Below are 16,634 nucleotides of genomic sequence, written 5' to 3' on the forward strand. Positions count from 1 at the left end.
ATTTTCAGTTCTTTATTTCGACTGATATTATTTACATTTGGCTTTTATAATAAGTTATGACCAAAGGTTTTAAAAAGACAATAAGACAAATACATTTGTGGCTCGGTTTAGCATCGGGCCTCATTGTTTTTATAGTGAGCATTACTGGATTTCTTTATGTTTTTGAAGAAGAAATCCGTGATTTTTCAAACAAAGAATATCTGCATGTTCCGGTTCAGCAAAAATCATTTATAGGATTAAAAACTATAATTGAAAATTATGAAAAACTGGAGCCTAAACAGAAAATTACTGCTTTAAAAATAAATACGGAAGAACCCAATGCAGCGGTTCAAATTTCGACCAAAAAGAAAAAGACCTATTATTTTAATCCGTATGACGGAAGCTTAATCAACAAGCAAAGTTCTGACTGGTTAAATGTTGTTCTTGAAATACACCGTACTTTATTACTGGGAGACGTTGGCGAATTTATTCAAGGCTGGTCGGTCGTGATTTTTATCATCATGCTGATTACCGGACTTGTATTATGGTTTCCAAATCAAAAACGATTACTAAAGCAGTCTCTAAAAATAAAGTGGAGCGGTTCTTTTAAAAGAGTCAATTATGACCTGCATCAGGTTTTAGGGTTTTATGCTTCTATTGTTTTGCTTTTAATAGCTTTTTCCGGAACGTATTTTAAATACGATACCGTTAAAAAATCGGTTAGTATAGTAACCGGAAGCAAACTTAGAAAAGGAGATGAAGTTTTATCTAAAGAAAAAATTGACTCAACCACAATTCCGGTTCGATACAATAACATATACGAAAGTGCCAATTCCAAATATCCGGGAGCAACTTCTGTTTCATTTTCGATTAGAAAAACGGGAGAATTGAGAGTTAGAATGACGTATCCGAATAATTGGGCAAGAAACCAAAATACGCTTTTCTTTGACGGAAAAACGGGGCAAATGCTTCGCACAAAGCTTTACAAAGACAACAATGCTGCCGATGTATATGAAGCCAGTAATCATGATTTGCACACAGGAGTTTTCTTTGGTCTTACAGGGAAAATAATCTGGTGTTTGGTAAGTTTGATTGGAGCTTCGCTTCCTATAACCGGATTTATTATTTGGTGGAAAAAAGGAAAGAAAAAAACTAAAAAGATTAAAGCTTAAAAACCTTCAGCCAATAGAAATAAAAAAAGCCTTTAAACACAAACGTTTAAAGGCTTTTTTACTTTTAATATCTTCAACTTATTTTATAAACTGAATAATAAATCCTCCTTTTGGAGCTAAATTATACTGCCATTTTGAAGTTATAGGATAATTTGAAACCTTAAATTCCATCAACGGATCTGTGCCTTCAGAAATAACTCTGAATTTCGAAAATCCTTTGCCATATTTCGTCAAATCAATTGAAATTGGTGATATTGAATTAGTACCATTTATTCCAATAATATAAGACAGATTATCTTTTTTACGTGACAGAACAATTTCTTTTCCCGGTTCTGCAATTATGGCTTCGGTTTTATCCCAAGTCGCTGGCATCTCTTTAAATAAATCTTTAAGTTCATTCGGAAGCGAATTAAAAACTTCTTCTGAATCGGCAAAATGAATAATTCCCGATGTATAAATCATAGCCATAGCCAATTCATGAACTGCCGTATTTAAACGCGTATATTTTCTAAATGTCAACGCAAACGGTGTATAATCTGCAGGTCCCGCAACGTTTCTCGTAAAAGGCAAAACTGTATTTTGCTGTGAAGCCATTTCAGGAAATCTTGGTTCATAGAAATAACTTTCCGTTCCTAAAATAGCTTCTGCCGTTACAAAGTTTGGCCATGTTCTGTGCCAGCCTCTTGGAACTGTTGTTCCGTGCAGGTTTACAAGCAAATGTTCTTTAGCTGCATCTTCAAAAACAGATTGAAGCGTACTCATAACTTCTTGTCTGTCTGAACACCAAAAATCTATTTTAACACCTTTTACGCCCATATCGGCTAATTCCTTAAATCTTTTTTTCCTCTTTTCAGGATTAAAATATTCTGCCGAATATCCCCAAACTAATGGCTGAACTCCTTTTGACAAAGCATGATCAATAATTTTTCCTTCTTTATTGGCTTTTTCCCAACCTGCATCAAAAAGCGTATATCTAAAACCAAATGAAGCCGAAACATCAGTGAATTTTTTATACATTTCTGGTGTAAAATCATCAGGATGTGACCACCATGACCAAGCCGCTTTTCCCGGTACAATCCATGAAGTATCTTCAATTTTAGACGCCGGAGCCAAATCCGTAATCAAAGTTGACAATAATATATCTCCCGCTTTATCGCCAATCAAAATAACTCTCCAAGGCATTGTCCAAGGTAAACTTGATTCAGGATAAGCGTTTGTGTCCGGTAAAGGCAAAGTGAATTTTTCGTCTTTTTCTGCAAATGCTATTTTGTACATTCCTCCGTTAGAATCCGGCTGCAAGTGACAACCCGGAAATACACCTTCTGCTCCCGATTCTGCAATTAAAACCCAATTTTTAGTATCGTTTACATTAAAAAGTGCCGGCATACACCATCCAACTGAAACATTTCGTGCGCCGCTTATTGGATCTCCCGATTTTACATTCACATAAAAATCTTCATAACCCGGCGTATAATCTCCCGCTTTGTTATACGGCTGAAGCCAGCCTTTTGCATTTTGATCGATATGAAATCCTGTAATTTCATTTTTAACCACTCTGGTTTTCTCTTCTTTCTCAGCAAACTTATACCTAAAAGCAACTCCTTCTTCTCCCGCAATTAAATCGATCGTGATTAAAGCGCCTTGTTTGTTCTTAAATGTTATGCTTTTAGTTTTAAAAATATGATCGGCGACTTTATTATTGGCGACTTTAAGTTCATATTTTTCACGCTTTTCTTCGATAGGCGAAACGTTTACAACTGACAAACCTGAAGTAAAATCATTATTTTCAAGATTTAAACCCAGCGGAGAATCTAAAATTATTGTTTTATCTCTGCGGGTAACTTTATACGACAACTTTCCATCTTCGGTTAAAGACAAAGTAATTTTATTTAAATTATCCTTAGACTTCAGATAAAGGTCTTTGTTTTGAGCTTTACCGCTTGTCAGTACAAAAAATACTGCGGGTATCAGTAAGCTCAAATTTCGATGAATAAACATTTTTCTCATTATATAATTTTTAAAGGTGATAGTTCAATTTTGTTGTTTTAAAACATAGAGTTCGCAAAGATTGTAAAGTTTTTTTGCCACGAATTCCACGAATTAGCACGAATTATAATTAGTGGAAATTTGTGTAATTCGTGGCAAAAAAAAAATCCATTTTAATCTCTATAATCTGTGGCATATATATTTTAATTCTCAAGAATTACAACATCAAAAGCATAAGTAATCGTTTCATTATAAACCTGCTCTGCTTTGAATATTGTATTAGAAAAATGTGCATGATTAGGGCTATCCGGATAATATTGACATTCTAAACAAAGTCCGTCAAAAGGTTCATAAAACTTAGAATGTTCCCCAATTTCGACGCTGTTTAAATAATCTCCTGTATACAATTGTAAGCCAGGATAAGAAGTAAATACACGCATTATTCTTCCTGATATTTCTTCGAATAATTCACAAACCGAATTTTCATCAACATTATTTCCATTAAAAATATAATACGTATTCAGACCGCCGTCTTTCATAACATCTCCTAATTTATAATGATAAAAAGAACAATTTTCTGCAGGTATAATTCTTCCTGTCGGAATATAATCTTCTGTACTTTCAACTATTTTGTCAGCCTGAATATTGAGATAATGATTTTGTATTTTTTCAGCACAAGCCGATAAATTAAAATAAGAATGATTCGTAAGGTTTATTGGAGTTGGTTCATCGGCTACAGCCAAAAATTCAATTTTCAGTTCATTTTTATCCGTCCATTTATAAATCACTTTCGTTTTTAAATTTCCGGGAAAACCGCCGTCGCCGTTTTCATTTTCCAAAGTAAAAATTACAGCATCTTCTTTTATACTAAAATCAAAAACCTTACTGTTAAATCCGGCTGAACCACTGTGATTATTGTTCTTTCCATCATTTTTATCTAAATAATAGGTTTTATTTTCAATAGAAAATTCCGCATTATTGATTCGGTTGGCAAAACGTCCAACCGTTGCTCCTATATAAGATTTATCTTTTATGTAACCCTCTAAAGTTGGAAATCCTAAAACTACATTTTCTTTTTTCCCGCTTCTATCCGGAACTACTATGGATTTTACTATGGCTCCATAATTAAGCAGTTCAACATAATTTCCGTGAACATTTGTAAGTGTAAATTTAAAAATTTCTTTTTCTGCATACCAGCCAAAAGGCTCATATGCAATTGTAATTAAAGGATTCATATTGTTTTAAAAAAAGATTGAAAACACTAAGGTTATAATAGTGTTTCAAATGTACTTTTGATTATTCTTCTCAAAATGGACATTTTTTTTAAAAGCATGGATTAAATTACGATATTTGGAAAAGACAATCCTGAAAATGAAAAATTCATCTCAAAAAGAAAAAACAAAAGTTAAAGAAGGTTTCTTGGGACAGCGCATGATTGTGATTCCTAAAAACATTCTTTCCAACATCAAAAAGAATCCTCTTATTGCGAGTTTGTATTTTACAGATATTGGAGTTTTCCCCAATGCAAGTCATCATTCCATGAAACGAAAACACGGAAGTAAGCAATACATCCTGATATATTGTTATAAAGGTGAAGGCATTATTAGTAAAGAAAACAAAACCATAACGCTCAAAGCGAATACCTTTTATATTATACCTCCAGAAGTTGCGCATGATTATTATGCTTTAAAACAAAACCCGTGGAGTATTTTCTGGATTCATTTTACTGGACCGCAGGCACCTCATTTTTACGATAAATTCATAACGGAATTTCCGGATTCCGCACCGCAGCTTTCGCTTGAAGAAAGACGTATTGAACTTTTTGAAAACATACTCGATGTTATGGAAGACGGTTACAGCGCGAGTAATCTTGAATTTGCCAATCTTTCATTATGGCAATTGTTGAATGCTTTTTTATATGAGAAATTTTTCATTCAGAAGAACCGAAAATTTTCAGAGGATAATACTATTGAATCCGCAATTGACTACATGAAAAAACATCTCAATCTTTCGTTAAAAATCAATGATGTTGCTGCTTATTTTAATTATTCATCGTCTCATTTTTTTACCTTATTTAAAAAACAGACGGGCTATTCTCCCATACATTATTTTAATTATTTAAAAATGCAGAAAGCCTGTCAGTATCTCAGTTTCACTACGATGAGCATAAAAGAAATCAGTTTTAATCTGGGCTTTAATGATCCGTTGTATTTCTCCCGTTTGTTTAAAAAAATAATGAGCACTTCGCCTATACAATATCGTACAGAATACAAACAGTAACGCAATGGTTTTCGTATTTTAATACAGCGCATCAAAAAATCAGATTATAATCCATCTATTCAAAAAAAATATCCATAAATCAAAGGTTTCTATTCCGCTAATTTTACAAAAGCTATTAAACCCTTTTTATGAAAAATTATAATTATACCTTTTTACTATCGATTAGCCTTGTTGCAGCATTGGGTGGTTTACTCTTTGGCTACGACTGGGTTGTAATAGGTGGTGCAAAACCATTTTACGAAATTTATTTTGGCATTTCAGATTCTCCGGCTCTTCAGGGCTGGGCAATGAGCAGTGCCCTTGTTGGCTGTGTAGCAGGCGCTGCAGTTGCAGGAAAACTGGCAGATACTTACGGAAGACGTCCTATGTTAATTGTTGCCGCCGTATTATTCTCCTTATGTGCAATTGGCACGGGAGCTTCAGAAACTTTTACCATATTTATTATCTGGCGAATTATTGGAGGAATCGGAATTGGGATTGCCTCTACAATATCACCTTTATATATCGCAGAAATTGCGCCTCAGGAAACCCGCGGGCTTTTTGTATCAATAAACCAGCTTACTGTAGTTATAGGAATTCTTGCCGCACAAATTACCAATATGCTGATTACAGAAGTTATTCCTGCTGGTTATACTCACGCTCAAATTTTGGCTTCATGGAACGGACAAACGGGCTGGAGATGGATGTTTTGGGCAGGATTTTTCCCGGCAGTTTTATTCTTTCTTTTAATGTTTTTAATTCCCGAAAGCCCTAGATATCTGGCTAAAAAAGGGAAAAACGATACAGCAGAAGCAACACTTACCAAAATTGGCGGATTAGCTTACGGAAAAGAAGCTATCACAAAAATCAAAGAAACTTTTACAGACGAAACAGAGAAAACCGATTTCAAAATGCTGCTTGACAAAAAGGCTTTACCTATATTGACAATTGGTATTGTTCTGGCGGCTTTTCAGCAATGGTGCGGTATTAATATTATTTTTAATTACGCTCAGGAAATCTTTGTTTCGGCTGGTTACAGCATCAACGATTTGTTTATGAATATTGTGATTACCGGAAGCATCAACTTAGTTTTTACTTTGGTTGCTATGGGAACTGTAGATAAAATTGGACGTAAAAAATTAATGCTTTTTGGCTCTGCTGCATTGGCGATAATTTATGCTTTATTAGGCTATTTTTATTATACCAATGTTACCGGTTTTCCTTTATTATTACTGGTTTTATTAGCTATTTCAATTTACGCAATGTCACTTGCACCAATTACCTGGGTTATTTTATCTGAAATTTTCCCTAACCGAATCAGAGGTGTTGCGATGTCTATTGCCACATTTGCGCTCTGGATTGCTTCTGCCTTATTGGTGCAGACATTTCCAATTTTTAACGAATACCTGGGCACCTCAGGAACTTTCTGGGTGTATGGTATTATCTGCGCCTTAGGATTTGTATTTGTTTTCAGAAAACTTCCTGAAACTAAAAACAAAAGTCTTGAAGAGATTGAGGAACTAATGGTTTCTGATCGTCAATCGAAGAATATTCAATAATCTAAATTTCATTACATCATGCAAAAAGTAAATGTTTGGAAGGAAAAAATAATCCTGCCAACTTATGAGGTGGGCAAACCTGAAAAAAATCCTGTATTTATTGAGAAAAGAGTGTATCAGGGAAGTAACGGATCTGTATACCCATATCCGGTTATTGAAAAAATAGCAGACGAAAAAACGAACAAAGAATATCAGGCTGTTTATCTTGAAAATGAATTTATTAAAATAATGATTTTGCCTGAACTTGGCGGACGAGTTCATATGGCATACGATAAAACTAAAAATCGCCATTTTGTGTATTATAATCAGGTTGTAAAACCGGCATTGGTTGGACTTACTGGCCCATGGATTTCTGGCGGAATCGAGTTCAACTGGCCACAGCACCACAGACCAACGACTTTTGATCCTGTTGATTTTACGATTGAAGAACACGAAGACGGAAGCGCAACAGTTTGGTGCAGCGAAGTCGAACGTATGTTTAGAACCAAAGGTATGGCGGGTTTCCGATTATATCCTGATAAAGCTTATTTGGAAATCAAAGCGCAGTTATATAACAGAACATCTTTTCCGCAGACATTTTTATGGTGGGCAAATCCGGCTGTTAAAGTAAACGACGATTATCAATCGGTTTTTCCACCAGACGTAAATGCTGTTTTTGATCATGGCAAACGCGATGTTTCTTCTTTCCCAATTGCAAAAGGAACCTATTATAAAGTCGATTATTCGCCGGGAACTGATATTTCCCGCTATAAAAATATTCCGGTTCCTACATCTTATATGGCTATTGCTTCGAAATATAATTTTGTGGGCGGATACGAAAATGATTCAAAAGGCGGATTATTGCACGTAGCGAATCATCATGTTTCTCCCGGAAAAAAACAATGGACTTGGGGACACGGTGATTTCGGTCGTGCGTGGGATCGTAACCTTACGGATGAAGATGGCCCGTATATCGAATTAATGTGTGGTGTTTATACCGATAATCAGCCGGATTTTACGTGGATTATGCCAGGCGAACAAAAGGATTTTACACAATATTTTATGCCATATCGTGATTTGGGTATTGTGAAAAATGCGACCAAAAATGCGATGGTTAATTTAGAAAGTATTGATGATAAATTAGTCATTAAAGCGTATACAACGGGCGTTTATCCTAAAGCTACTATTACTTTAAAGAATAATAATGTTGTTATATTACAAAAACACTATGATGCATCGCCATACAATTCATTTGAAGAAACAATTGATTTTGATTTTGGTTTAGAAGGATTATCAATTGCCGTAACCGATGCTGATAATAAAGTTTTGGTAGATTGGAATTATGAAGGTCAAAACGAAGACGAAATTCCAGAAGCTTCAAAACCTGCGCTTGCGCCGGAAGATATCGAAAATAACGAACAATTGTTTCTAACGGCTCAGCATTTAGAACAATACAGACACGCTACTTACAGCCCGATTCCGTATTATGAAGAAGCTATAAAACGTGATTCTGGCGATATTCGTTCGAACAATGCAATGGGATTATGGCTGATGCGCCGAGCAAAATTTGCAGAAGCGGAATCTTATTTTAGAGCAGCGATAAAAACATTGACACAGCGAAATCCAAATCCGTATGAAGGCGAAGCTTATTTCAATTTAGGATTATGTCTTAAATATCAAAATAAAAATGAAGATGCTTACAGCGCTTTTTACAAATCGACATGGAATGCAGCCTGGCAAAATCAGGGCTATTTTTATGTAGCACAGCTTGACGCAATAAAAGGTGATTATGATTTGGCATTAACGCATATTAAAAAAGCAATTTCTAAAAATACCGAAGATCATAAAGCATTGCATTTAAAAGTGGCTCTTCTTAGAAAATTAAATCAAAAAGAAAAAGCGCTTCAGCTTGCCAATACTTATTTAGAAAACGATTCATTTAATTTTGGATTGCTTTATGAGAAATATCTTTTAACCAATGACAAAAAAGACCTTAGCTATTTTAATTCGCTTATCCGAAACAACATTCATACTTACATTGAATATGCTTTAGATTATAACGCAGCAGGTTTTTATAAGGAAGCTGCCGGATTATTAAATGAAGGTTTGAAAGATGAAAATACATACCCAATGGCGTGGTATTTTGCAGGTTCTTTTTATGAAAAATTAAATGATTTCGGTCAAGCCGAAAAATGTTTCAAAATGGCTTCAGAGGCAAAACCAGATTATTGTTTCCCAAATCAGGTTGAAGCTGCGTTGGTGCTTCAAAATGTAATTGACAAACAAACCAAAGATGCAAAAGCGTTGTATTATTTAGGCAACTTTTGGTACGCTGCGAAGTTTTATGATGATGCTATTTCCTGCTGGGAACAATCTGTTGCGATAGACAATAGTTTCCCTACGGTACATCGTAATTTATCATTGGCATATTACAACAAATTGGGCGATGAACAAAAAGCGCTTTCGAGTTTAGAAAAAGCTTTTTCATTGGATTTACAAGATTCAAGAATCCTGATGGAATTAGACCAATTGTACAAACGTTTGAATAGGGATTTGGTTTTCAGACTTGCTTTCTTAGAAAAACATTTAGAATTGGTAATTCAGCGTGATGATGTTTATTTAGAAAGAGCCGCTATTTATAATCTTTTAGGAAAACATGATAAAGCCTTAACCTTATTGCAAAACCGAATTTTCCATCCGTGGGAAGGCGGCGAAGGAAAAGTGAGCGGACAATATCTTATTTCTTTAACAGAAATTGCAAAACAGCAAATCTCTCAAGGAAATTATAACGAAGCTATAGAGCTTTTGGAACAGGCGCAAATTTATCCTGATAATTTAGGTGAAGGAAAACTTCCGGGCGCACAGGAAAATGATATTCATTACTGGCTTGGTGTTGCTTACGAAAAGAAAAATGATTTGAAAGAAGCTCAAAACTGGTGGCAAAAAGCAACCCAAGGATTAGATGAACCAACGGCCGCTATTTTCTATAACGATCAACAGCCGGACAAAATTTTCTATCAAGGTTTAGCTTTCCTAAAATTAAATAATACTGCCGAAGCTGGTAAACGTTTTGAAAAGTTAGTTGCTTATGCTCAAAAGCATGTAAACGATTCGATTACGATCGATTATTTTGCAGTTTCACTTCCAGATCTTATGATTTGGGAAGATGATTTAGATAAACGAAATAAAATTCACTGTTTGTATATGCAGGGATTAGGACTTCTGGGTCTTGATAAAAAAACAGAAGCAGAACAAACTTTTGAAACAGTTCTGGATGAAGAAAAAAGCCATTCAGGCGTTACGATACATTTGTCCTTATTGAAAAATGAGGAATCAGTTTTTGTTTAAGTTAGTATTGGTAATTTAAGTTTAAGTAGTAGCCCCGACAAGTTTTAAAAACCTGTCGGGGCTTGTGGTTTTAATCCTGCAAGGTTTCCAAAACCTTGTAGGTATAAATTTTAGAGACGTAAAAAAATGAATATTATAAACCTACAAGGTTTTGGAAACCTTGCAGGAACTCCGTGAAGGCGATAAGAATGCATGCAATAATAAAATTAAAATCTGCGATAATCCATTCAACCCGCAAAACCCGTGGGCAATAATATCTAATTAACTGGTCTATCCTCTAATTTAATTCCCCATTTTTTATTCGGTTTTGATCCCATACTAAATTCTAAAACCCCACCATTATCAATATCCGATTGATGAATAAAAGCCTTAGTATAAGTTTTACCATTGCTTTCAGCTTTAATTGGAGGCTAGAAGAATTAATTTAAAAAAGGCTTTAGCCAAAACTTATTTTTAATTGCCTCCAGCTTTAGCTGGAGGTTATTGAAGTTAGATTCAAATAGGGCTTTAGCCAAAATTATAGTGTTTTGGCTAAAGCCCTTTGCTTAATAGACTCTTTTAAACCTCCAGCTAAAGCTGGAGGCAATTAATTTAGAACTTGATTTGAATATCTTTTTATTGATATTTCTGATTCCTGCAAGGTTTTCAAAACCTTGTAGGTTTAGTTTTTTATTTCCTTTTACAATTTAATACCTACAAGGTTTTGAAAACCTTGCAGGAATCATGCTCTATAATTTGGAAGATATAATCTCTTTCAATTCTCCATTTATTTTAACTTTTACTTTTGCTGGCACAGGAGATAATATTTCATATTTCGTTACTTTTCCTTTTTCCCATTTTATATTTACTGTAAAATTTCCTTCAGCTTTAAGCCCTTTTACTTCACCTTCCTTTAACCAAGCATCTGGCATAGCAGGCAATAATTCAATAAATCCGGCGTGGCTTTGAATCAGCATTTCACCAATTCCTGCTGTGGCTCCAAAATTGCCATCAATTTGAAATGGCGGCCCAGCCGAAAGTAAGTTTGGATAAACTCCTCCCCCTGCTCCATAATTAATATTCGTAGCAAGCGTTGGTCTCAAAATTGTTTTTAATAATTTATACGCTCTGTTTCCGTCTTTCAAACGAGACCAAAAAAGCATTTTATAAGCAATTGACCAGCTTGGGCCATCATCGCCTCTAACTTCAAGTGTTTTCTTCGCCGCTTCGGCAAGTTCCGGTGTGCTTTCCGGAGTTATTAAAGAGGCAGGATATAATCCGTATAAATGAGAAATGTGGCGATGTTGTGCATCTGGTTCTTTATATGGTTTTAGCCATTCCTGAATTCTTCCATCTGGACTAATAACTCCCGGCGGCGGTAATAATTTTAATCTTTTTTCAAGATCAGATCTTAAATCTTTATCGATTCCCAGTTTTTGAGAAGCTGTGATTACATCATTAAATAATTCACGAACAATTTGGTTATCAATTGTCGGTCCCATACAAACGTGAGCATCTTGGCCATTTGGCAAGAAAAATGAATTCTCTGGAGAAACTGACGGTGAAGTTACCAGCCAGCCCGTTACCGGATCTTTTACCAGCATGCTGTTATAAAACTGAGCTGCTCCTTTTATAATTGGATAGATTTCGGCAAGATAATTTTGATCGTTTGTATACAAATAATGATTCCATAAATTGTTGCATAACCAACCTGAACCTGCTTTTGCAATTCCCCATGAAGCACTTTCGCCTGGTTCTGTAAATCCCCAGACATTTGTAATTACGTGCGCAACCCAGCCATCGGCATTGTAATACGCTTTGGCTGTTTTTTCTCCGTAAGGAACCATTCCTTTCACTAAATCTTTTAACGGAAGATTTAATTCTGAAAGATTTCCCGTTTCCAGTGCCCAATGATTCATCTGAACATTTACATCAAGATGATAATCTCCGTTCCATGGTGTCTGAACCTGATGCGCCCATAATCCCTGTAAATTTGGAGGTAATAATCCAACTCTTGTGCTGCTGATGCTTAAATATCGCCCGTATTGATAAAACAAAACCGGAAGTTCGGTATCTGAATCTGGTTCTTTTAAAAAAGCATCTAAACCTTCATTTGTAGGCAATATTTTTTTATCTGATTTTCCAAAATTTAAAGCCACACGATTGAATAGTTTCTGATAATTCTGAATGTGGGTTTTCTTCTGATCCAGATATTTCTTTTGAATTGCTGTATCTAAAATTTTATCTACAGAAGATTCAAAACTTTTATCTTTAAAATCTGTTCCTGCGGATATATAAAGTACAACTTCGGTTGCATTTTTTATTTCAATTGAATTATTAGTATATAAAGCGCTTCCGTCAGTTGTTTTAGCTTTTACTTTGGCTTTATATTTCATTCCTTTTCCATCAATTCCATTGTTGAGCTGCCCTGTCATAACAAGAGAATTGTCATTTTCATTTGCTGTTTTAAAATGTTCTGATCGGTCTAACTGTACGATGAAATTTAGTTTTCCTTTTTTACTTGAAGTCAGTTTTACAAAAAGAGCATCATCACCAAAACCTGCAAAATATTCACGTTTGTAAATAACTCCGTCAATATTAAATTGTGTGGCTGAGGTTGCAGTTTGTATGTTTAGATTTCGGCTGTAATTTGTGGCTTCCGATTTGGTTTTATAATCAAATTTCAGGGTCATGTTTCCTAAAACCTGATAACATCCAAATTGTACATTTGCACCATCTCCGCTTCCTGATCCAGGGCCTGTACACACAAAATTCTCATTGATCAATTTCTCGGCTTCACCATTTTTATCTGCTAAAAGCAATTCTCTTATTTGAGGTAAAAATGAAAATGCTTTGTAATTGTTGGCATCTTGTGGTGATCCGCTCCAAAGGGTAATATCGTTTAAAACCAGTTTTTCGGTTGTAACACCGCCGTCGGGCATAATTCCTAAACGTCCGTTTCCTAAGGGTAATGTTTCTTCCCATTGAGAGGCCGGTTTTTTATACCATAATTCCAATGGATTATTTTGCGAATAACCTAAAATGGGGATTAGTATAAATAGTAATGCTTTTATTTTTTTGATATTCATGTTGTTTTTGTTTTTTGCCACAGATTAAAAAGATTAGAATGATTTTTTTAATTTATGAGAACTTGTATATTTTTTTCTCCGTTTCGATTAAACCTGTCAGGTTTACTATGAGAATCTTTTAGCCTTTAAATTATACCTACAAGGTTTTGGAAACCTTGCAGGATTTGAAATTGATTATTTATTATAAGGAATCGCTTTTATAACTGGTTTTTCTCCATTTTTTAAAGCTGATTCTTCAAATTCTATGGTGACTTCTTTGCTTTCTCCTTTTAGCAAAGTAAAGTAGCTGTCACTTACAATTGCGGGTAATATTTGAGTTCCGGATTTTTCATTTACTGCTTGTATCTGAATTCCGAATGCAATTCCTAAAGGGCTTGAAATCTTCGATTTAATAATATACTTCCCGTTTTGTTTTACCACTTTACTGGAAACATTTACGTTTGCTTTTGGCAATTTATTCAAATCTGTGAAATCTTTCATATTAGAACCTCTCCAATAAAAATTCTCACTTAGTATTTTATTCTGAGCATCTTTTAATTTTAATCGGATGAAATGTACCGGACTCAAACTCGAAGTATCGGCATTTGTTTCAGCTCCAAAAACTTTGAAATCATACAAGGAATATCCCCAGCCAGAACCGCGTTTTATTCCCAGCATTCTAACATAACGCCCTTTGGTTTCGTCAAACGAAATATTCTGAAGTCCTTGTTTTCCATCTTTAATCGTACTTACATCTGTCCAGTTTTTTGCATCTGTACTTATTTGAATTTTATATTCTTTTCCGAATGCATTTTCCCAGTTTAAAACTATGCGGTTAATGATATATTCATTTTCAAGATCTACATAAATCCATTCATCATCTGTTGATTTACTTGCCCAGCGGGTATTTGAATCACCGTCTGTAATATCTTTTGGGTTTCCTCCATCTGTCGATGATGCGGTAACATTTTTTTGAAAAGCTAAATCTTTCTGATTGTAATAAAACGGAATTACGAAACTTTCTGTTGCTGTATTGGAATAAGAATCTACAATGGCATTTTGATTGAACTTCGCTACCGATTTTCCATCTAAATTATAAACCGTGGCTTCGGCAGTTAAATTCTTGAAATCCGTTCCGGTCGTATTGATTACTTTAACCGAATTATTTACTGGGCTCCACTGAATATGCATAGGCTCACAGGCCGATTTTACGCCCCAATACGCTCCTGTTAAATCATAGTAATAATCGTAAGTCTGCCAAACCATACTTGGATATGAGGACTGACTCATCCAGATCATTATTCCCGAAGCGTCTTCCCACATATGATCTAACCAACCTTCATACATGGCTTTGTTGGTTTCGATATTTAATAATTGGGCTTTTCTGGTGTATTCTTCCAGATTATTTGGTTTGCCGTAACGTTCTGTTATGCTTTTATCATAATTATCGGGAGAAGCATTAAAAGCTTTTTGTCCGAAGAAATGTTTGTCCCACATATCGTTTCTTGGCCACCAGTCTTTTTCCGGAATAAACTTTTTGAAACTTTCTATATTTGGGAAAACGGCTGTGCCAATTTCTGATCTTAAACCCCAGCTTGGGCCGTCTCCAGTCCCTACGTAAGGTTCAGGGTATTTTGTAAAATAAAACCTTGGATCTTTATTGCCCCAAAGTCCGCTGCCGCTTAAGTTTCCTGTATTAGAACAAGGCTGATAATAACGGTCGTTGTTGTCAAAAGTTTTGATATTTTCGGCAATCCATCCGTTGAGCGGAGGCTGCGGTAAACCTTCATTATTACCGCACCAGATTGCGATACTCGCGTGGTTTCGAACTCGTTTTATTTTCTCAATTACATTGCTGTTAAAAACGTGAATATCTAAAGGAAGGTTTGGATTTGCATTTAGCCAAAAATCATCCCAAACCATAATTCCGTATTTATCGCAAGCCTGGTAAAATTCATCATCCGTTGTTGAACCTAACCAGTTACGAATAATATTGTAATTCATTTCCTTGTGAAGTTTGACTTTCAAATCGTATTCTTCACCTCTGCAGCGAAGCATATACTCACTCATTCCCCAATTTCCTCCTTTTAGAAAAACACGTTTTCCGTTAATCGAAATGTGCAAAACACTGCCTTCTGTATCGTAAGTATACTTTTTGATTCCGAAGGTTATTTTTTGGGAATCAGAAACTACATCTCCAATTTTAAAAGTGAATTGGCACGTATATAAATTAGGATCTCCATAACCATTTGGCCACCATAATTTAGGGTTTTGAATAGAAAGTTCAGGAAATTGTTCTGTGCTTAATTTTATACTTGTAACAGCATCTGCATCAAGACTTATTTTTTTAGAAAAAGTAATATTTCCGGGCATAATTACACCAGTTAAAACTCCTTCCTGATTTTGTGCTGATGAATTTTTAAGGTCTACTTTTACATCTAAATCTGCACGTGCATTTGTTGGCAGATTCGTATGAACCCAAGGATCTGCAATGGTTACTTTATCTGTATTGCTTAAAAAAACATCATCTGTAATTCCTGAGTTTAATCCCGGAACATACGGCATCCAGTCCCAACCGGCGCTTGAAATATATGTTGGGCTTCCGTAATTGTTTAAAGGCTGTTTTGGAATACTTACTAAAATCGTCAGCACATTTTTTGCTTTGCGGTGCACTAATTTTGTAATATCAAATTTACCGCGCTGCATCATTCCGCTAAGAGTGGCTAGTTTTTTTCCGTTAAGGTAAATATCCCCTTCACGATTAATTCCTTCAAAGTTTAACCAGATTATTTCTTTGGTAAAATTTTCGGGAACACTAAATTCTGAACGATACCAAAAGCTTCGGTCATATTTTGATTTATCTACCTGATAAATATTGTCGCCAAAGTTGGGGTCTTTTTCTAAACCGCTTACTACATAAGAATTAAAAACCGTACCCGGAACTACTGCTTTTACCCAGTCTTTACCTGAATAATCTGCAGCAGTTATTTTAAGGCTGTCTTTTCCTAATTCTGCCTGTGGTTTTAGTTTCCAGACAATGTCTGAAGAGTTCAGACTTACTTTATTCTGGGCATAAAAATGGAACGATAAGGCATTTAAAACAAATAAAGTGATATAAACCTGAATTGTATTGAATTTCATATTGTTATTTGAATGATGAAAAATTGTAACTAAAAATAAGAATGCCATTTTGGAATAAGTTTTTCTAACAGAATTCTCAGGACTGTTTTATTACCTATACCCAAAATGGCATTACAAATCAAAAACTGTGATTATTAACCAAAAAATCACACAACCAAACGATA

At 35.0% G+C, this 16,634-nt stretch carries 8 protein-coding genes; 4 read left to right on the plus strand and 4 right to left on the minus strand.

Annotated features, from left to right (window positions below):
- The first annotated feature begins 56 nt into the window (after positions 1-56).
- Positions 57-1,151: a PepSY-associated TM helix domain-containing protein gene (locus ACODSB_RS19200; RefSeq protein WP_488938213.1), complete on the plus strand. Its 1,095-nt coding sequence runs from the start codon at positions 57-59 to the stop codon at positions 1,149-1,151.
- A gap of 78 nt (positions 1,152-1,229) precedes the next feature.
- Here ACODSB_RS19200 and ACODSB_RS19205 read toward each other — a convergent pair whose 3' ends face one another.
- Together ACODSB_RS19205 and ACODSB_RS19210 are read right to left on the minus strand one after the other, a co-directional pair.
- Positions 1,230-3,158 (minus strand): glycoside hydrolase family 97 protein, encoded by a 1,929-nt coding sequence (locus tag ACODSB_RS19205; protein ID WP_488938214.1) that lies wholly within the window; start codon positions 3,156-3,158, stop codon positions 1,230-1,232.
- Between the two features lie 182 nt (positions 3,159-3,340).
- Positions 3,341-4,372, minus strand: coding sequence for an aldose epimerase family protein (locus ACODSB_RS19210; protein WP_488938215.1), 1,032 nt, complete (start codon positions 4,370-4,372; stop codon positions 3,341-3,343).
- A gap of 136 nt (positions 4,373-4,508) precedes the next feature.
- Between ACODSB_RS19210 and ACODSB_RS19215 the strand changes: the two genes are divergently transcribed.
- From ACODSB_RS19215 to ACODSB_RS19225, 3 genes are all read left to right on the plus strand, one after another.
- A complete protein-coding gene (locus ACODSB_RS19215) occupies positions 4,509-5,417 on the plus strand; it encodes an AraC family transcriptional regulator (protein WP_488938216.1) in 909 nt (302 codons plus the stop codon).
- 128 nt (positions 5,418-5,545) lie between these two features.
- A complete protein-coding gene (locus tag ACODSB_RS19220; RefSeq protein WP_488938217.1) occupies positions 5,546-6,955 on the plus strand; it encodes a sugar porter family MFS transporter in 1,410 nt (469 codons plus the stop codon).
- Between the two features lie 18 nt (positions 6,956-6,973).
- Complete coding sequence (locus ACODSB_RS19225) at positions 6,974-10,282, plus strand: DUF5107 domain-containing protein (RefSeq protein ID WP_488938218.1); 3,309 nt, start codon at positions 6,974-6,976, stop codon at positions 10,280-10,282.
- 728 nt (positions 10,283-11,010) lie between these two features.
- Here ACODSB_RS19225 and ACODSB_RS19230 read toward each other — a convergent pair.
- Together ACODSB_RS19230 and ACODSB_RS19235 are read right to left on the minus strand one after the other, a co-directional pair.
- The gene (locus tag ACODSB_RS19230) at positions 11,011-13,350 is read right to left on the minus strand and encodes a glycoside hydrolase family 95 protein (RefSeq protein ID WP_488938219.1); all 2,340 of its coding nucleotides are present in this window, start codon (positions 13,348-13,350) and stop codon (positions 11,011-11,013) included.
- 174 nt (positions 13,351-13,524) lie between these two features.
- Positions 13,525-16,518 carry a discoidin domain-containing protein gene (locus ACODSB_RS19235; protein ID WP_488938220.1) on the minus strand — a complete coding sequence of 998 codons (2,994 nt, stop codon included), beginning with the start codon at positions 16,516-16,518 and terminating at the stop codon, positions 13,525-13,527.
- Positions 16,519-16,634 lie beyond the last annotated feature (116 nt).

The organism is Flavobacterium sp. FG68 (genome assembly GCF_057808895.1).

Excerpts from the sequence above, each read along its gene's own strand:
- ACODSB_RS19215 (WP_488938216.1), top strand. The coding sequence starts at position 4,509 with ATGAAAAATTCATCTCAAAAAGAAAAAACAAAAGTTAAAGAAGGTTTC.
- ACODSB_RS19235 (WP_488938220.1), bottom strand. The coding sequence starts at position 16,518 with ATGGCATTCTTATTTTTAGTTACAATTTTTCATCATTCAAATAACAAT.
- ACODSB_RS19210 (WP_488938215.1), bottom strand. The coding sequence starts at position 4,372 with ATGAATCCTTTAATTACAATTGCATATGAGCCTTTTGGCTGGTATGCA.
- ACODSB_RS19200 (WP_488938213.1), top strand. The coding sequence starts at position 57 with ATGACCAAAGGTTTTAAAAAGACAATAAGACAAATACATTTGTGGCTC.
- ACODSB_RS19225 (WP_488938218.1), top strand. The coding sequence starts at position 6,974 with ATGCAAAAAGTAAATGTTTGGAAGGAAAAAATAATCCTGCCAACTTAT.
- ACODSB_RS19220 (WP_488938217.1), top strand. The coding sequence starts at position 5,546 with ATGAAAAATTATAATTATACCTTTTTACTATCGATTAGCCTTGTTGCA.
- ACODSB_RS19205 (WP_488938214.1), bottom strand. The coding sequence starts at position 3,158 with ATGAGAAAAATGTTTATTCATCGAAATTTGAGCTTACTGATACCCGCA.
- ACODSB_RS19230 (WP_488938219.1), bottom strand. The coding sequence starts at position 13,350 with ATGAATATCAAAAAAATAAAAGCATTACTATTTATACTAATCCCCATT.